General features: G+C 64.6%; 18 protein-coding genes. 13 read left to right on the top strand and 5 right to left on the bottom strand.

Annotation, left to right across the window (positions count from 1 at the left end; all coding sequences use genetic code 11):
- Positions 1 to 147: 147 nt before the first annotated feature.
- Both ACM1PE_RS19715 and ACM1PE_RS19720 read right to left on the bottom strand, forming a co-directional pair.
- Entirely contained in the window at positions 148 to 837 is a 690-nt protein-coding gene (locus tag ACM1PE_RS19715; RefSeq protein ID WP_059371808.1) for a phosphoribosyltransferase family protein, read from the bottom strand.
- An 88-nt stretch (positions 838 to 925) separates the two neighbouring features.
- A complete protein-coding gene (locus tag ACM1PE_RS19720) occupies positions 926 to 2026 on the bottom strand; it encodes an NAD(P)-dependent alcohol dehydrogenase (RefSeq protein WP_118933818.1) in 1101 nt (366 codons plus the stop codon).
- A 307-nt stretch (positions 2027 to 2333) separates the two neighbouring features.
- Here ACM1PE_RS19720 and ACM1PE_RS19725 point away from each other — a divergent pair, with 307 nt between their 5' ends.
- Positions 2334 to 2579, top strand: coding sequence for a hypothetical protein (locus ACM1PE_RS19725; RefSeq protein WP_419340743.1), 246 nt, complete (start codon positions 2334 to 2336; stop codon positions 2577 to 2579).
- A gap of 59 nt (positions 2580 to 2638) precedes the next feature.
- Here ACM1PE_RS19725 and ACM1PE_RS19730 read toward each other — a convergent pair whose 3' ends face one another.
- Both ACM1PE_RS19730 and ACM1PE_RS19735 read right to left on the bottom strand, forming a co-directional pair.
- A complete protein-coding gene (locus ACM1PE_RS19730; protein ID WP_059371805.1) occupies positions 2639 to 3472 on the bottom strand; it encodes a universal stress protein in 834 nt (277 codons plus the stop codon).
- 46 nt (positions 3473 to 3518) lie between these two features.
- Complete coding sequence (locus tag ACM1PE_RS19735) at positions 3519 to 3944, bottom strand: Hsp20/alpha crystallin family protein (RefSeq protein WP_059371804.1); 426 nt, start codon at positions 3942 to 3944, stop codon at positions 3519 to 3521.
- A 261-nt stretch (positions 3945 to 4205) separates the two neighbouring features.
- On the opposite strand from ACM1PE_RS19735, the gene ACM1PE_RS19740 reads away from it, so the two are divergent.
- The 12 genes from ACM1PE_RS19740 (at position 4206) to ACM1PE_RS19795 (ending at position 17219) form a co-directional block, all read left to right on the top strand.
- Positions 4206 to 4631: a universal stress protein gene (locus tag ACM1PE_RS19740; protein WP_166738309.1), complete on the top strand. Its 426-nt coding sequence runs from the start codon at positions 4206 to 4208 to the stop codon at positions 4629 to 4631.
- 11 nt (positions 4632 to 4642) lie between these two features.
- The gene (locus tag ACM1PE_RS19745) at positions 4643 to 7108 is read left to right on the top strand and encodes a cation-translocating P-type ATPase (RefSeq protein WP_419340744.1); all 2466 of its coding nucleotides are present in this window, start codon (positions 4643 to 4645) and stop codon (positions 7106 to 7108) included.
- Positions 7081 to 7929, top strand: a complete 849-nt coding sequence (locus ACM1PE_RS19750; RefSeq protein WP_419340745.1) for a L,D-transpeptidase — start codon at positions 7081 to 7083, stop codon at positions 7927 to 7929. Before ACM1PE_RS19745 ends, ACM1PE_RS19750 begins: the two co-directional genes overlap by 28 nt.
- A 70-nt stretch (positions 7930 to 7999) precedes the next feature.
- Positions 8000 to 8458, top strand: coding sequence for a universal stress protein (locus ACM1PE_RS19755; protein WP_059371800.1), 459 nt, complete (start codon positions 8000 to 8002; stop codon positions 8456 to 8458).
- Between the two features lie 15 nt (positions 8459 to 8473).
- Positions 8474 to 11020 (top strand): magnesium-translocating P-type ATPase, encoded by a 2547-nt coding sequence (gene mgtA / locus ACM1PE_RS19760; RefSeq protein ID WP_419340746.1) that lies wholly within the window; start codon positions 8474 to 8476, stop codon positions 11018 to 11020.
- Positions 11021 to 11152: 132 nt separating this feature from the next.
- Positions 11153 to 11590, top strand: a complete 438-nt coding sequence (locus ACM1PE_RS19765; RefSeq protein WP_240633388.1) for a CBS domain-containing protein — start codon at positions 11153 to 11155, stop codon at positions 11588 to 11590.
- Positions 11591 to 11609: 19 nt separating this feature from the next.
- Positions 11610 to 12128, top strand: coding sequence for a flavodoxin family protein (locus ACM1PE_RS19770; RefSeq protein ID WP_059371798.1), 519 nt, complete (start codon positions 11610 to 11612; stop codon positions 12126 to 12128).
- A 125-nt stretch (positions 12129 to 12253) separates the two neighbouring features.
- Positions 12254 to 13342, top strand: a complete 1089-nt coding sequence (locus tag ACM1PE_RS19775) for a PAS domain-containing sensor histidine kinase (protein WP_059371797.1) — start codon at positions 12254 to 12256, stop codon at positions 13340 to 13342.
- Positions 13339 to 13992: a response regulator transcription factor gene (locus ACM1PE_RS19780; protein WP_059371796.1), complete on the top strand. Its 654-nt coding sequence runs from the start codon at positions 13339 to 13341 to the stop codon at positions 13990 to 13992. The genes ACM1PE_RS19775 and ACM1PE_RS19780 overlap by 4 nt, the downstream gene beginning before the upstream one ends.
- Positions 13993 to 14186: 194 nt before the next feature.
- Positions 14187 to 14921: a helix-turn-helix domain-containing protein gene (locus ACM1PE_RS19785; protein WP_223283457.1), complete on the top strand. Its 735-nt coding sequence runs from the start codon at positions 14187 to 14189 to the stop codon at positions 14919 to 14921.
- A gap of 146 nt (positions 14922 to 15067) precedes the next feature.
- On the top strand, positions 15068 to 15481 hold the full coding sequence (locus tag ACM1PE_RS19790; protein WP_059371795.1) for a hypothetical protein: 414 nt from the start codon (positions 15068 to 15070) through the stop codon (positions 15479 to 15481).
- Entirely contained in the window at positions 15474 to 17219 is a 1746-nt protein-coding gene (locus ACM1PE_RS19795; protein WP_419340747.1) for a PHA/PHB synthase family protein, read from the top strand. Before ACM1PE_RS19790 ends, ACM1PE_RS19795 begins: the two co-directional genes overlap by 8 nt.
- Before the next feature lie 37 nt (positions 17220 to 17256).
- Here the strand turns inward: ACM1PE_RS19795 and ACM1PE_RS19800 are convergent, their stop codons facing one another.
- Positions 17257 to 17871, bottom strand: a complete 615-nt coding sequence (locus ACM1PE_RS19800; protein ID WP_059371793.1) for a hypothetical protein — start codon at positions 17869 to 17871, stop codon at positions 17257 to 17259.
- Positions 17872 to 17887 lie beyond the last annotated feature (16 nt).

Here is a 17887-nt window from a genome sequence, read left to right on the forward strand (position 1 = left end):
ATATCGGTCTGTATGATGCACATTGACAATCGTCAACATACTGGCCGAACCTGTCGGCGACACGCCGCGGCACGTGCGTCGCCGATCTTCTCGAGCAAGCATCGCTTGTCGCTTCCATGGTCTGTCTGCCTTGGGCCCGAACGGGCATCAGCCGCGATGCGGCGCAGAAGCCGCGGTCCATGCGGAAAGCGGGTGGCTACGCTCCGCTTCCCGCAGCAGCCGTATGACCTCGTCATCCCCGGTCTGCTCGAAGTCCTCGTACCATTGCCCCACGCCATAGAACGGAACCGGCGTGCCGATGCAGATCATTTCATCCGCTTCGTCCGCAAGCTGCTGCCGGGTCTCGGCAGCGGCGACCGGCACCGCGACCACGATTCTTGCCGGTCCCGCCTTGCGTATGGACCGCAGGGCCACGCGCATGGTCGAGCCGGTCGCAAGGCCATCATCGACCAGTATGGCGATCTTGCCCTGCAACTGCAGCGGCGGTCTCCCCGCGCGATACAAGGCTTCACGGCGCTCGATTTCCTTGCGCTCGCGCAGAACGATAGGTTCTATCGCGCCCGGCGAGATGCCGTAAGCCTCGATGGCCTCGGATTGAAACAGAGTCTGATCGCCGCTTATCGCGCCGATCGCATACTCGGGATACCCGGGCATTCCGATCTTGCGCACCATCACGACATCAAGCGGCGCGTCCAGCGCCGCGGCGACCTGGAACCCCACCGGCACGCCGCCCCGTGGCAACGCCAGCACGATCACGTCTGGACGGCCTGCGTACCGCATCAGCAGGCGCGCCAGCAACACGCCGGCCTCCCGCCGGTTCTTGAAGGAAATATTCATCAGAGCACCTACGCCGCAGACTGCTGCATTCCGGGCCGGCATGCCGTTATCCCGCGGCGTCCGTACCCGGGCCGGGAACGAAGAGCATTCAAGAAGGCTGGATGGCGACCTTCAACACGTTATCGCGCTGGTTTGCGAAGAGATCGTAGGCGTCCGCAATCTGGTCGAGGGTATAGCGGTGCGTGACCATTTTTGCGAGGTCCAGGCGGCCTGATTCCAGAACGCTCATGAGGCGGCGCATGCGCTCCTTTCCGCCGGGGCAGAGCGCGGTGTTGATCCTGTGGTCGCCCAGTCCAGCCGCGAACGCGGACACCGGAATCTTCAGGTCGCTGGAATACACGCCCAGGCTGGACAGCGTTCCTCCCGGCTTCAATACGCGCAAGGCGGATTCAAAGGTGCTCTGCTGTCCCAACGCTTCAATGGCGGAATCCACCCCTTTGCCGCCTGTCAGCCGCAAGATTTCCTCCACGACGTCGCAGTCATGGAAGTTCAGGACGATGTCCGCGCCCCACGAGCGCGATATTTCCAGGCGCTGCGCATTGCCGTCCACGCCGATGACAGTGGTCGCCCCCAGCAGCCGGGCGCCTGCGGCCGCGCAAAGTCCTATCGGGCCTTGCGCGAACACGGCCACCGTGTCGCCTATGCGGATGTTGGCGTTCTCGGCGCCTTTGAATCCGGTGGACATGATGTCCGGGCACATCAGCACCTGCTCGTCGCTCAAGCTGTCCGGCACCGGCGCCAGGTTGGCCTGCGCGTCGGGAACCAGCAGGTACTCGGCCTGGGCGCCATCGATCATGTTGCCGAACCGCCATCCCGCGGTGGCGCGGTATCCGTGGCATCCGCACATGCCGCTGGCCACCAGATAGCTGCCGTCCTGGGAAGGGGCGCCGTCCTGGGCGGCGTATGAATTGAAGTTCGGACAGATTGCGCCGGCGATCACGCGCTGGCCCTCGGCGTAGCCCGTCACGGCGCTTCCCAGTTTCTCGATGACGCCTACTGGTTCGTGGCCGATGGTCAGGCCAGGCTTTACGGGATACTCGCCCTTGACGATATGGATATCGGTGCCGCAAATGGTCGTGGTCGTGATCTTCAGCAGCGCGTCGTTCGGGCCGACGTCCGGAATGCGCTTTTCCCGTATTTCGATGTGATCCTTCCCGGCAAACACGACTGCTTTCATCATGGAGGTCATGGCTTATCTCCTGCTCTGAAACGACGATGGTTCAATTTTCGGCGCGCGCGAGGGTACGCCCCTGTCGCCATCGGACCGCGAGACGTGCTTTCAGCTTAAAAGACGGAACCGGGGGAAACTTGACCGAGGTCAATTTTCCCGCGCATGGGGCATGTATCTTGACGCTGTGCCACTGGCCATGGCCCCTGCAAGGCGGCACTCATATCCCCGCCCGGTCATTGGCGGCCTGCAGCACTCACGGCGACGCGATCCTGGCCTTCCCATCATCGCCTCTGCCAGGAAGCCCCACTCGTTCCAAGGAGAACCCGTGATCACGCCAACCCGCTCCCGAAACGCCATCGCCGTCATCGCCGTTGCCGCGGACGGAACCACCTACAGAATCGAACGACGCAGTCAGCTGCGGCCGCAGGAAGCGCCTGCGAACACGTTCTTTTACTGCTGCCTGCCCGACGGGCAATTGGTCGACCAGATCGGATCCGGAACCTACCAGCTTCCCGACGGAACGATCGTCAGAATGCGCCGGCGCCGCGATCTCCAGGAGAACGGAATCTAGCCCGGCGCCGCTCGCTTCCTGGCCGCTGCCGGGGAGCGCATATGCGTTCCCCGCAAGCCTCAGTGGGAGAACAGGACCGGAACCGTCATGGCGGCGAGCAGCGAACGCGTGGCGCCACCCATCACCCATTGGCGCATGCGGCTGTGTCCATACGCGCCCATGACGATCAGATCCGCGTTGAAATCGGCGGCTGTGCTCAGGATGACGTCACCCACGTCTACCTCGTTCGTGCTGCGGGATTGGTGTTCCGGCAAAGGAAAGCCATGGCAGGCGCAGTACGCCGCCAGGTCTTCGAACGGCACTTGCGCGCCCCCGCTGGCATCCAGGTCGTCCGTCGTCAGGACCGCCAGGGCGTTCGCATTGCGCAGAAGCGGAGCCGCGTCGGCGATCGCACGAGCGGCCTCCCGGCTACGGTTCCAGCAATACAGCACCCGGGCGCCCGCCCCATTGAACTTGCCGGCCGAGGGCAACACGATGACGGGCCGCCCCGCGGACATCAAGACCTGCTCCACGAAGTAATTGCCGACAGCCGCGTCCACGTCGTTTCGATTCTCCTGACTGATGACCAGGACATCGGAACAGCGGGCATGGGTGACGACACATTCCGCAGGCGCGTCCTCGCCCTGCCGCCATGAAGCCGCCACGCCGCTCTCGCGTGCGGCCTGACTGAACGTCAGCTCGACAGCCGTGCGCCCTTTCTCGTTTATCTGCTTGGCCATGTCCATGGAACGGACCCACAGGCCTGCCTCATCGTAGAAATAGCCGGGCGAGATGTAGCTGGCAAATATCCCGGTCAGATGAGCGTCATTGGCGCGGGCGAGTTGCAGGGAGAATTCGACCCGGCGAGAACAATCGAATCCATGGTCTAGATGAACGGCAATTCGGCGATACATGATTACCTCTACGGAAAGCGAAAGGACTTGCCGGGCGAAATGCGCTTCATTCGATCTGCAGCGTCTTGTTCCGGCTTCCAGCCGCCTTGGGCAGGGTCAGGATCAGCACGCCGTTCTCGCAGACCGCCTTGGCCGCCGCCTGGTCTATGGGGCTGGCCAGCGATACCGAGCGTTGGATCCGCCCCCAGAAGCGCTCCTGGCGGACGACGTTCCCCGCCTCTTTCGTTTCGCTGCTCTTTTCCTTGTTGGCCGAGATCATCACGGTGTTTCCATCGATCTCCACCGAAATGTCCTTCTTGTCTATCCCGGGAACCTCTGCCTTCAGGACATACTTGTCGCCCGCCTCGGTGACGTCGATATCCATCCGTGGAGTCTGTTCATCCAGGTTCTGTCGAATCGGCCGCAGGAACGCCTGGAATACGTCCGACAACGGTTCACTCATGAATGGGCTGTATTGCGTCAATCGCGACATGGTTATCTCCTTTCTATGATGATGAGAGGCGGGCTCAGGTACACCCGCCTTTCCATGTTGCTCCAGCGTGCGGCGCCCAAGTTGACCTTTGTCATCCAGAAAACGGGGACAAGAGTTCCGCCCATGGGCAAGCCTCGCCGGCTGCGTTGAAGCAATCGGGCGACAACTTGACCGGCGTCAATTTCAACTGCGGGATGCGCGCGATGATGGCAATAAATGCGGGGCCATGCGGCCCGGGCATCCACTTCTATCGGAGGCGCCGTGAAAAACGTACTTATTCCCGTGGATGGATCGGGCAACTCCCTGCGCGCCGTGCGCTATATGGTCGACCATGTGCGCGAACACGGCCCTTGCTCCATACACCTGCTGAACGTGCAAATGCCCATTGTTTCGGGAACGGTATTGGCCTTTTTTGAGCCGGAGGCGATCCAGGAGTACTACGACGACGAATCGAAGATGGCCCTGGCGGAGTCGGAGGTCCTGCTGGACCGGTCAGGAATCCTCTATCAAAGGGCGACACGGATCGGCAACGTCGCCGAGTCCATCAAGGCCTATGCCACCGAGCAGGGATGCGACCATATCGTCATGGGTTCGCGCGGACTGGGCGCCGCCGGCAGCCTGTTGCTGGGTTCGACCACCTTGAAGGTGCTGCACACGGTTCACATCCCGGTGGTGCTGGTCAATTAGGCCGATGAGCCATGGCCCCGCCGGATCATCAGCGCACGCTGATCTCGATCAGCCTGGACCTGATCAAGGATCCAATGTTCGCCCTGCTGCTTGCGGGGGGAGGGCTTTATGCGATTCTGGGAGCCTGGCATGAAGCCGCCTTGTTGCTCCTCTTCGTGCTGGTCATTTTCGCGCTGACGGTCGGGCAGTCCCTGCGTACGGCGCACGCATTGGAAGCGTTGGGACGCCTGGCGGCGCCTCGCGCCCTTGCGTTGCGCAACGGCAAGCGGTACTGGGTCGCATCGGCGGAACTTGCACGCGGCGACTCTGTGCTGCTGGCGGAAGGGAACCGCGTCCCGGCGGATGGTCAGCTCATCGACGGCGAAGGCCTGCTGGTCGACGAGTCCGCACTCACCGGAGAGTTCCAGCCGGTATTCAAGCGCATACAGGCCACACCCGGAAGCGGCGCCGAAATGCTCTGCGGGGCGTTGGTGCTGTCGGGAACGGGCGTCATGCGCGTGGATGCCGTCGGGGACGACACCAGATTGGGTGCGTTGGGTCAGGCCATGCGGCAGCTGACGCCTGAACGCGCGCCCTTGGAATCGCAGACCCGCCATTTCATCCTGCGGTTCATGTGGGTGGGCTTCATCCTTTCCCTGGCCACATGGGCCTTGTATGTCCACATGCGGGGAGGATGGTTCGAAGGGCTGTTGGCAGGCATCGCGCTGGCGATGAGCCTGCTCCCGCAGGATTTCCCGGTCATCGTGACGATCTTCTCCGCGATGGAAGCCAAGCGCATAGCGGGCGACGGCGTACTCGTCCGGAAGCTGAGCGTGGTCGAAACCCTGGGCAAGACGACTGTGCTGTGCGCCGACAAGACGGGCACCATGACAACGACCACGATGGCCGTGCGCCAGCTGCATGTCGGATCCACGAGCCTGGACACATCCGATCTCGTGGGCGCAACCGGCGCCAACCCAGCACCCGAGGTCTGGAATCTGGCTGAAACGCTGGCGTTGGCGAGCGTGCCCGATTCCGGGGACGCGATGGAGGACGCCTTCCGCAGCTTCGCTGCGGAACTTGCCGTCCGTCCGCCCACGCCAAGCTCCCTCAAACTGACAAAAGCCTATCCATTCTCTTCCGCGCGACTGGCAGTCGTCCACGCCTGGACGGCCGCGCCAGAGAACTTCATCCGGATTGCGTGCAAAGGCGCTCCGGAAGCGGTGTTCAAGCTTTGCCGGCTGACGCCGGACCGCCAGGCGGAACTGGAGGCCGAGGTCCGGCGCATGGCCGGGGAAGGCCTGCGGGTCCTGGCGGCAGCCAGCGCACGCTGGCCGGATTCGCCGCTACCCGATAATCCGGAAGATATACCTCTGCAGTTTGCCGGTCTGGTCGGGCTGGAAAACCCGCTGAAGGAAGGCGTGAGCCGTTCGGTCGCCGCTTGCGATGACGCGGGCGTGCGCGTGCTCATGCTGACGGGCGACCACCCGGCGACCGCCATGGCCATCGCCCGCCAGGCAGGCATACCGGCCGATCTCGTGGCCGAAGGCGATGTCCTGGAGCGGGAAAGCGACGAACGCCTGTCCGAACTGGTCAAGCGCGTATGCGTTTACGCGCGTGTGAAGCCTGAGCAAAAGCTGCGCCTGGTCCAGCTTCTGAAACAGCAGGGGGCCATCGTCGCAATGACCGGCGACGGCGTCAACGACGCGCCCGCCCTGCGCGCGGCGCATGTCGGCATCGCCATGGGCGGGCGCGGCACCGATGTCGCGCGGGAGGCCGCAGACCTGATCCTCACCCGCGATGATTTCTCCGACATCTTGAACGCGATCCGGCAAAGCCGGCGATTGTTCGACAACCTGTCCAAGGCGATCGTCTATATCGTCGCGGCGCATGTCCCGATAGCGGGACTGGTGATTCTGCCCCTGCTGTTCGGCTGGCCGGAACTGCTGCGCCCAGCCCACGTGGCATTCCTGGAGATAGTGATCGGTCCCCTGTGCGGGTTGGCGTTCGAATCGGTCGCGGGAGAGCCGGACCTCATGCACCGCCCTCCTCTGCCCGTGGCGAAGCCGCTCTTTTCATTGAGGACGTTCCTGCTCGGCTTTGCCCAAGGGTTGGCGCTGCTGGCAGCGGTGGGGATGCTCTATGGCGGGCTGCAACAAATGCAATCGCCTGCGGATAGCGCCCGAGCCACCGCCTTCTGCGCCCTGGTGCTGGGCAATCTGGCCTTGATGATCAACAACCGCGCGCCCCACCGGCGCCATACTGGCATGTGGGACGGAGCGACCCGACTGGCGATAGCGTCAACGCTGGCCCTGCTTGTGTTGACTTTGGAATGGCCAGCCCTGCGCCGTCTGTTCGAATTCGGCCCGCTGGACGTCAGAGGCTGGGCCGCCGCCTGGCTCGTGGCGGCAACGGTGTGGCTGGTCGCCCGGGGACTACGTCCGCTGGGCCAGCCGCTAAGGACGCAAAAATGGCTGCACTGCAAGACCGCACGATGATTCCCGGCGCATCCGGACTTGCCGCCCGCGCGGTACGCACCGTCGCAACCACGCTCCTGTGCGCGGCCGCGGCATCCCAGGTGTCGGCCCAGCCCACGCCCGAGGACGTGGCCCGCGCCTTTCGCCTGGAAGTCATGCCCGCGCTCCAGGTGTCCGCCGGCGACCAGGCGCGCTATGGCGGCCTGGCGCTGCAGGCCCTGGCCGATGCCGGCGTCGGTCTGCTTGGCTCGCAGTATGTCCTGCTGGTCGACAGGAACGCCAGGGTCCAGGCCGCGCTGCTCTATTGGCTGCCCGCGGCCGGTCCGCCCGTCTATGTGGGCGCCTCCTCCGTCTCGACCGGAAAGGTCGGCCAGTTCGACCATTTCGAGACGCCCACCGGCGTGTTCGCGCACTCCTTGGCGAACCCCGACTTCCGCGCCCTGGGCACGAAGAACGCGAACGGGATACTGGGCTACGGCGCGAAAGGCATGCGGATCTATGATTTCGGCTGGCAGCAGGCAAACCGGGGATGGGGCAATAGCGGCGCCAGCACGATGCGCCTGCAAATGCACGCGACGGACCCGGTCCTGCTCGAACCCAAGCTGGGAACGCCGCAGTCCAAAGGCTGCATCCGCATACCGGCCACCCTCAACCGCCTGCTGGACAGCTACGGCCTGCTGGACGCCGACTATGAGCTTGCGGCGGACCTGATCTCTCGTCCCTGGGTGCTGCTGCGCGACAGAACCCCGGTCCCTGGCGCCGGGCGCTACCTGATCATCGTGGACACCAAACGCGAGGACCGGCCGGACTGGTCCGCCCCTGGGCGCGCTGTCGCAAAGTGACTTGACTCCGGTCAAGATCCGCCGCTTCCAAAGGCCGATACTTTGCGCATCCCCTCTTCCGGAGACAGTCATGTATCAACGCATATTGGTACCCATCGATGGCAGCGCCACCTCGGACCTGGGTCTGAACGAAGCGATACGCCTGGCCCAGCTCACTCATGGCAGCCTGCGCCTGATTCATGTAATCGATGAGCTGTCGTTCGCCCTGGCTGTGGACTCCTATGGCTACTATGCCGGCGAGTTGCTGGATCTGCTCCGGAAAAGCGGCGCCGAGATCCTTGAAAAAGGCATGGCTGCGGTCCGGGAGCAAGGCATCATCGTGGAAGGCGTGCTCTATGAAAACCTGGACAAGACCGTGCAGCAGCGCGTGATCGCGGAGGCGGAAAGCTGGAAGGCCGATCTGATCGTCATCGGCACGCACGGCCGCCGGGGCGTGCGCCGCATGGTTCTGGGCAGCAGCGCGGAAGGAATCCTGCGGGGAGCCCCCGTGCCCGTCCTGCTGGTGCGAGCCCCCGCCGGCACCGCGTGACCGCGCGGAGGTTCGATGGATGAACGGCCTGACGTCTATCCCTGGTGGAACGAGGACGAGCAGGCGCTCTACGCGCGCCTGGGCTGCACCAGCCAAGGCCTCGACTCCCAGGAGGCATCCCGCCGGCAGGCATTGGCGGCGCCCAAGCCGCGGCTTGCCCGCCTGCGGGAGGGCGCCGTATTTCTTCTGCGCCGATTCGCAAGCCCGCTGGTTCTCATCCTCCTGATCGCCGGCGCCGTCTCGGCGTCCCTGGGAGAACTCGGCAACGCCCTGATAATCGCGGGCATCGTGCTGGTGAGCGTCACGCTCGACGCCTACCAGGAAAGGCGCAGCGCCCAGGCCGAGTTGAAGCTCCAGCAATCCGTCGCGCAAAAGGCCACCGTGCTGCGGGACGGCCGCAGCATTCGCATCCCCGCCACGGCGGTGGTTCCGGGCGATCTGCTCGCGCTCGAGGCCGGGGACATCATCGCAGCGGATGCCTGGCTGGTTTCCAGCCGCCATCTGCAGGTCAATCAGGCCTTGCTGACCGGCGAGTCCTTCCCCGTGGAGAAAAGCGCCGCCACCACCGATATCGAGACGGATCAGGCTATCGATGCGCCGCGCGCTGTCCTGGCCGGCACGGCCATCCACAGCGGCAGCGCGACAGCCATCGCGGTGCTCACCGGCGCGCAAAGCGAACTGGGCAGGATCGGCGCCGACATCTCCAGGCGCGCAAAGCCGACGACGTTCGACCTGGACATACAGCGCTTCGGCTACCTGATCCTGCGCCTGACGGTGTTCCTGGTCCTGTTCGTCCTGCTGATCAACGCTCTGTTCCATCGGCCATGGCTGGAGTCCTTTCTTTTCGCCATCGCCCTGGCCGTGGGACTGACGCCGGAACTGCTGCCCATGGTGGTGTCGGTGACCCTGGCCAGAGGGGCGATCAGACTGGCGCGCAAGCACGTCATCGTCAAGCAGCTTCCGGTCATCCAGAACCTGGGCACCATGGATGTGTTCTGCACGGACAAGACCGGGACGCTCACCGAAGCGCGGATACGCCTGGACCGGACCGTGGATGTGGAGGGCAGGCCCAGCGCAAGCGCGGCTGCCCTGTTGCAGGTGAACAGCCGTTACCTGGCGGGCGCCAAGAACGCCCTGGACGAGGCGGTGCTGTCCGCCAGCGGCGCGCCCCTGGACGCTTGGACCCTGCTGGCCCAGCTGCCGTTCGACTTTGACCGGCGCTGGGCGGGAACGCTGGTGCAAGGGCTGCCCGGCGTCCGCCTGATCGTCAAGGGCGCTCCGCAGGACGTGCTGCGCCTTTGCTCGGCCTATGCGCCCGGCGGCGACGCCGCGCCCGCGCCCTTGACCGAGGCCGTCCGGCAAACGGCCGGACAGACCCTGCACGACATGGAAAGCAATGGATTCCGCGTGCTCGCGATCGCGTCAAAAGCGATGCCGGCCGTCGGGACCTCGGTGGACAACGACGATGCCTCGGACATGGTGCTGCACGGCTACGCCGCGTTCGCGGATCCGCCGAAACGCGGCGCCGCGTCCGCGCTGAAGGCGCTGCGCGCGCGCGGCGTGCAGGTCAAGGTCATTTCGGGCGACAGCGAACTCGTGACCCGGCATGTCTGCGCGCAACTGCAACTGCCCGTCGAGGGCGTCCTGACCGGGACGGAACTTGCCGCCATGGACACGGCGACCCTGCGCGGCCTGGTAGAGAAGACCACGCTCTTCTGCCGCATGACGCCGGCGCAGAAGGAGCGCGTGGTGCTGGCCTGCAAGCAGCTCGGCCACACGGTCGGCTACATGGGCGATGGAATCAATGACGCCCCGGCCCTGCACGCCGCGGACGTCGGGATATCCGTGGAGTCGGCGACGGACGTGGCGCGCGAAGCGGCCCGCGTCATCCTGCTCAGGCGCAGCCTGGGAGTGGTGCATGACGGCGTCATGGAGGGCCGCCGCACCTACATGAACGTGTTCAAGTACATCATGATGGGTACCAGCTCAAACTTCGGAAATATGTTCAGCATGGCCGGCGCGGCGCTGTTCCTGCCCTTTCTTCCCATGCTTCCGGTGCAGATCCTGCTGAACAATATGCTGTACGACCTGTCGGAATTGCCCATTCCCCTGGACAACGTGGACGCGGAGGACATCTCCTCCCCGCGCCGCCTGGATATCGGCCTGATCCGCCAGTTCATGTTCGTCATCGGGCCGGTCAGTTCCGCTTTCGACTTCATCACCTTCTATCTGCTGCTGCATGTGCTCAAGGCCACGGAAGCCGAGTTTCAGACCTGCTGGTTCGTGGAATCGCTTTGCACGCAGGTGCTGGTCATCTTTGTCATCCGGACCCGGCACAATCCGCTGCGCAGCCGGCCGCAGGGCGCGCTGGCGGCAGCCTGCTTCCTGGTCGTGGCCGCGGCGCTGTGGCTGCCACTGGGGCCGCTGGCCGGCTTCTTTTCCTTCGTATCCCCTCCGCCGCTCTTCTACCTCATGCTCGCCCCCCTGGTCGTCTGCTACCTGGCCGCCGTCCATGAGATCAAGCGCCGGTTCTTTCTTGCGCGGTTCGCGCGCCGGGAATAGCGCCGCGACGCAGCGCATGCTTGATCAATGTCAAGGAGCGCCGGCTCGGCAGGCCCAATATGGAAACGTCGGACTCGACCTACGAGTTGCGCCTTTGACGTCCTGGAGAGCAACATGCGCGCGCGGAATCTTATGACCCCAGACCCCTATTGCGTCACGGCGAGAACGCCGGTTTCCCAGATCATGCGCGCGATGCTGGACAAGAACATCAGCGCGGTGATGGTGCTGGGCGACGATGGCAAATTGATCGGGCTGGTCAGCGAAGGCGATCTGGTCAGGCGCCAGGACAGCACGCATCAGAAAAAGGTCGACCACTGGCTGGCCCTGCTCGCCGAAGGCGAGGCCTTGAACCTGGAGTTCCTGCACAGCCTGCAACTGGGTGAGCAGACGGCCGCCTCTGTCATGAGCAGTCCTGTCATCACGGTGGAAGAAGACACGGAACTGGCCCAGATCGCCGACCTGATCCTCAAGCGCGGCATCAAACGCGTCCCGGTTACCCGCAGCGGCAAGCTGGTCGGCGTGGTCAGCCGCAGGGACATCCTGCGCGCGCTGCTGGACCAGGAAGGCTGAGCACCCGAAGGGAGGCATCATGGAGCGCATCGGAATCTTCTTTTATTCGCGCACCGGCACCGCCCGCGCGACGGCCGAGCGCCTGGCCTCCCTGAGCGGTTGGCCGGCCTATGAGATCCGCGATGCCGTCCCCAGATTCGGCCTGAGCGGCGACTGGCGCTGCATCGTCGACAGCCTGCTCAAACGCTGCCCGGACGTGCGCTATGAAGGCCCGGCCCTGGATAGCTTCGACCACGTCATCCTGATTGCGCCGGTCTGGCTGCGGTCGCTGGCGGCGCCCATGCGGGCCTTCCTGAAAATGCAGGGACGCTTGATCAAGGCCTACTCCGTCATCTGCGTCATGTCCGGATTCGGCGGCTTTCGCGCCGTGGACGACATTGCCACCCTGGTCGGGTCCAAGCCGCGCTCGATCCTGCTCCTGAAACAATACGACGTGCTGGCCGAAGAGTGCGACGCGTCCCTTTGCCGCTTCCGGGAGCAAATCCGGGCGGCGGCGCCGGCGGCATGGGACGACCCGGTATTGCCCGCCGTCGATTGATCGCTCCCCTTTTACAAGGGCTAGTGCGTTCGTATTACCTCGCTCTCACCAGTAGCGCGGCGCGGGAATGTGTGCTGCAATAATTTTCTATCCGCCTCAGGGCTGGCTCCTCGCACGTTCCCGCAATGAAGCACACGTTCAGCGCGCCGCCACTGCTCGACATCATCCAATCCGCCACCGAGCCGATTATCACGATAGACGAGCGCCAGCGCATCGTGATGTTCAACCCGGCCGCCGAGCGCGTCTTCCTTTGCCTTGCGGACGACACCATAGGGGCGAACCTCGACACCCTGATTCCCGTGCGGTTTCGCACCGCCCATGCCCGGCACGTCGACCGATTCAAGCTCACTGGAATTTCCGAACGCCAGATGGGTCTGGGCGGACCGCTATGGGGCCTGCGGTCCAACGGCGAAGAATTCCCCATGGAAGCCTCCATTTCCCAGACCAGGACGGAGGCAGGCGTATTCCTCTCCATCTTCCTGCGGGACATCACCGAGCGCCAGCGCGTCGATCAGGCGCTGCGCGCGTCCCGCGACGAACTGACCCGTCTTTCGAACGCCTTGCTGCACGTGCGCGAGCAGGAGAAAAAGCACATTGCCCGGGAGTTGCACGACGATCTGGGGCAGACCCTGACCGCGCTGACCATGGAACTGTCCCAGCTGGAAGCCGGCTTCGCCCCCGACGACAACGACATGCGCGCCCGCGTGCGCGCCATGCGGCGCCTGATCAAGAAAACCTTCGCTTCGTTGCGGCGCATCGCTTCCGACCTGCGCCCGGTCATGCTGGACGATCTGGGGCTTGCCGCCGCGGTCGAATGGCTGGTGGCGAATTTCGTTTCCCGATACGGTATCGACGTGGAAGCGCAAATCGACATCGGGCCGGCCGAGCCCGGCAAGCCGGTGGCCACCACGCTGTTTCGCGTGGTCCAGGAGGCGCTGACCAATATCGCCAAGCATGCCCAGGCCACCAAGGTGCAACTGCGGCTGCGCTGCACGGAATCGACGTGCGAGCTGACCGTCCAGGACAACGGCGTGGGCGCCGCCCCGGAAAGCCTGGCCAAGAAACTGCCCTTGTCGCTGGGACTGCAAGGCATACGCGAACGGGTCCGGCTGCTCAACGGCGAGGTCACGATACACACTCGGAAAAAAGGGGGCTTCCGCCTGCATGCGCAGATGCCCGCGCACCCCCCGGAATCCGGCTGGGAGGCCGCGTGATCACCGTCATTCTGGCCGATGACCACACGCTGCTGCGCGCCGGGCTACGACGCCTGCTGGAACATGCCGGCGACATCTCGGTGGAAGGCGAGGCCGGCAACGGATCAGAAGCCTTGAAGCTGATGGCCCAGCGCCCGTGGGACCTGCTGGTGCTGGACATGTCCATGCCCGGCCGTGACGGCGTGGACCTGATCCGCCAGATCCGGCATGAGTACCCGAAAATCCCGATACTGGTGCTGACCATGCATGGGGAACAGCAGTATGCCGTGCGCGCGATCAAGGCGGGAGCAGCGGGATATCTGACCAAGGACAGCGCCGCCGAGGAGCTTGTGGAAGCGGTGCGCAAGGTTGCGGGTGGAGGCCGGTACCTGAGCCAGTCCCTGGCCGAGAGCATCGCTTTCGAACGGCACGGCGATACAGGCGCCCTGCCCCACCTGTTGCTGTCCGACCGTGAACTGTCGGTATTCCGGCATCTGGCCTCGGGCCTGAACAACTCGGACATCGCCCGGCTGCTGTTCCTGAGCGTCAAGACCATCAGCACCTATAAATGCCGCATCCTGGTCAAGATGCAGCTGCGCAACCAGGCCGACCTGGTGCGCTATGCAATCCGGCACCGGTTGATCGACGACAAGGACAGCCCGGACGCCTGAACCCCCGCTGGGGCGCGGCAGTCAACCCAGGTAGGAATATTCCTACAGCCGTAGGTAAACACCACGCCAATCTGGCGGGATGCGCCGATAGCGCGAAGCGCCACGGCCACGCATACTGGGTCCGTACATCCGCGGGGCATGCGCCCGCCTGCCCCACGCGGATTTCCGGCAGTCCGACTCAGTGAGGCGCCATCATGGATACCCTCTCGCCGTTTTCCGCAACCCGATTGCCATTACGCGCCGAGGTGATGGGCGATTGCGAAGTCTGCCCTCTCGCCCGTATCTGCCACGCCGGCACAGACGCAGGCCTGGCGCCTGCGGCCACGCCCCACGCCCGCCGGCTGGTCCATCAGGGCGAGGCCATCTATCGCGCAGGCGACCCTTTGCAGAATCTGTACCGGCTGCGCTCCGGGTCGGTGAAAATCCGGGCCACCAATCCGTCCGGCCTGGAACAGATCACCGCCTTTCCCGTCGCTGGCGCCGTGCTGGGACTGGACGCGATCGAGACCGGTACGCACACCAGCGATGCGATCGCCCTGGAGGATTCCCTCGTCTGCATCCTGCCCTTCTGCGAACTGATGGGAAACTGCCGGCAGGACTTCATCGCCGCCCAGCAGTTCAACCGGCTGATCTCCCATGACATCAATGAAGGCCGCGAGCTGCTCATGGCCCTGGGGTGCATGACCACCGAGGAACGCGTCGCGCACTTCCTGATAGGCATATCCGAGAGAATGGTGGCAAACGGGTACTCGCCCCGCGAGTTCATTCTGAAGATGACACGCCAGGACATCGCCAATCATCTGGGCATGAAGGTGGAAACGGTGTGCCGGGTCTTCGCACGCATGCAGGATGCAGCCCTGGTCAGCGTGCGTAGAAGGCAACTGGAAATCCGCAACATCGAAGCGCTCCGCAAGATCAGTTGCGGATGAGCGCAGGCGGACGCGCCGCAACCCCGTAAAGTTGGCCGCGAATTGAGTTTCGTCAAGCCGGTCCGGGCAGGAGATCCTATTCTGAACAGGTCGCGCCCGGCGGACGCCGTTGCGGCGCTCCCTCTACCCTCGCGGAGGAACTCGTCATGCAACCGGATTACGAGCCCTATGTGGCACTGTACAAGTATGGCCTGAATACTGCGCTGGCCATGGCCGAGAACTATTTCGACAGCGCCCGGCAGCTACGCGCCCTGCAGCTGAAGACCGACAAGGAAATGCTCGCCTTCGCGCAGCAGGCGCACGCCGAAATGGAATCCATGTCCACGGTAGCCGCAATTTGTTCCTATCAGCAGAAGCTGGCCGCCGATCTGCTGGGGCGTGAACTGGACTACCTGCGCGAGATCGAGAAGATCGCCCGCGCGGCATCCGCCTCTGCGTCCGCCACCTTGAGGGACAGCAAGAATCCGTGGCAGGAGCGGGTCTCGGAGGTCGCGTTCGACGTCGGCCAGTTTCTCGCCAACGGCAACGCGATGAGTTCCGCCGGCGGCAAGAATGCGTAGCGTCAGGAATTGGCAAACTGAAGAAGGTCCGTTCCAGGCGCTGAACCATTGGAAAGAAGCGCTGATCGCGCAGGCTACGGGCGGAGGCTCGCCGGCCGCGTTCGCGCTCGCGCTCGCCGATTGGTGGATGCACCTTTGCACCGCGCCCGGCAAGCAGCTCGAACTGGGGTTGAAATGCGGCACTGAAGCCGCGGCGCTGTGCCGGCACGCCGCCCTGCCCTGGACCGGCGTGAACCTAAGCGCTTCCACGCCCGCGGCCGACAGCGCGCAAGCGCCGCCGGCCTGGCAGCGCGAACCCTTCAGCCTGTGGTGGCACGCATTCCAATCGGCGCGGCTATGGTGGATGGACGCCACCAGGGATGTACCCGGCGTCGCCGCCCACCACGCGGATCTGGTGTCGTTTTGCGCGGCCCAGTGGTGCGATATGTTCTCGCCAGCCAACTTCGCGTGGTCCAATCCCGTCGTGCTGGAACGCTCCCTGGCCGAAGGCGGCCGCAACCTGATTGTCGGCCAGATGAACTTTCTTGCCGATCTGCAGCGCAGGCTGAGCCACGCCCCCGAGGAAGGGACGGAGCGCTTTCAGGTAGGCACGGACGTGGCGGTCACGCCCGGCGCGGTCGTCTTCAGGAATCATCTCATCGAATTGATCCAGTACGAGCCGTCGACCGCCACGGCGCACCCCGAGCCGATACTCATCACCCCTGCGTGGATCATGAAGTACTACGTGCTGGACCTGTCGCCGGGAAACTCCCTGATCCGGCATCTGGTCGCGCAGGGTTACACGGTGTTCTGCATCTCCTGGCGCAATGTGGATTCGCGGGACCGGAACCTGTCCCTGGACGATTACCTCCACATGGGCTTCATGGCTGCGCTGGACGCCGTCTGCCGCATCGTGCCAGGCCGCCGCGTGCACGCCGTGGGCTACTGCCTGGGCGGTACCCTGCTGTGCATCGCCGCCGCCGCGATGGCGGGAAAAAAGGACGACCGCCTGGCCACGCTCACGCTTCTGGCGGCGCAAACCGACTTCACCGAACCGGGCGGACTGGGACTGTACATCGATGCCAGCGAGGTGTACTTGCTGGAAAGCCTGATGTGGGCGCAGGGCTACCTTTCAGCCGGCCAGATGTCCGCCGCGTTCCAGGCGCTGCGGCCCGTCAGCGATACGGCCGCGCGCGCCGTGCGCAGGTATCTGCTGGGCGAGCATACGGCGCCCAATGACCTGATGGCATGGAACGCGGACTCCACCCGCATGCCTTACCGCATGCATGCCGAGTATCTGCGCAAGCTCTTCCTGAACAACGAGCTGGCGGAGGGCCGCTACCAGGTCGACGGCCGCATCATCGCCCTGCGCAACATCCGCGTGCCCATCTACGCCCTGGGCACCGAAAACGACCGGATCGCGCCGTGGCAGTCCATCTACAAGATCCACTACCAGACCGACGCCGACATCCGCTTCGTTCTCGCCAGCGGCGGACATAACGCAGGCGTCGTCAGCGAGCCCGGGCATCCCGGGCGCTGGCACCGCGTAAGGGAAGGCGAAATGGACAGGCTGCGCGTCGGTCCGGACGAATGGGCGGCCGCCAGCACCCTGCGCCCCGGATCTTGGTGGCCCGATTGGCATGCCTGGCTCGATGCCCACTCCGGTCCCGCGCAGCCGGGCCTGCGGCCCCTGGGCGAGCCCGGGGCCATCGGCGCCTCCTTGACGCCTGCCCCAGGGCGCTTCGTGCTTCAGAATTGACCAGCAGGGTTGCCGCGGCGGCGCACGATCAAGATCTTCAGGGCGCGGCGTCGCAAGCCCCGTTCTCCTGTGCGCACATGAAGACAGGCACCTTGATGAAAAGAATGCCTTTCAGCGCGAGCCCCCGCACCAGCCCGGCGTCCGACAGGATAAAACCCGCAATCGGCTCGATGACCAGATTGCGTCCCGCCATGGCGGTCTCGTCCAGGACCTGGATGGTTCCGCTCACGCCCTCCACCCATCCGGGGGCAGCCTGGAACGCCCGCAACGCCTCGTAGTTGGAGAAAAACAGGATCAGCGCCTTTCCGTCCAGCCCAAGCACCGAACCCGGGGGGCTGGCCATGGCGTTGTAATAGCTGCGCCCTCCCACCGCGTCGATCAGCACGCCACGGCCATAGGCCATCCCCAGGATGCCGCCATCCGCATGCAGCGCAGGCACGACCAGCACTCCAAAGGAACGCGCAACCAGCGCCTGCGCTTTGCGCGATTGAAGATAGAGACGCGATAGCGCCGCCTCCGCCTCCTGGTCCACCCGCTTGAGTACGGCGGGAGACACCGACGAGAGCGAATCCGCCGGCTGTCCAAAGGCGATTTCAACCGGCACGATGGCCAGGAGGAGTTGAAGCCATATGGCAAGGACGCGGGTCTTCATGAGTCCTCCAGGGTTG

It is taken from the genome of Achromobacter sp. PD1 (genome assembly GCF_048541815.1).
GTDB classification, from domain to species: domain Bacteria; phylum Pseudomonadota; class Gammaproteobacteria; order Burkholderiales; family Burkholderiaceae_B; genus Achromobacter; species Achromobacter bronchisepticus_A.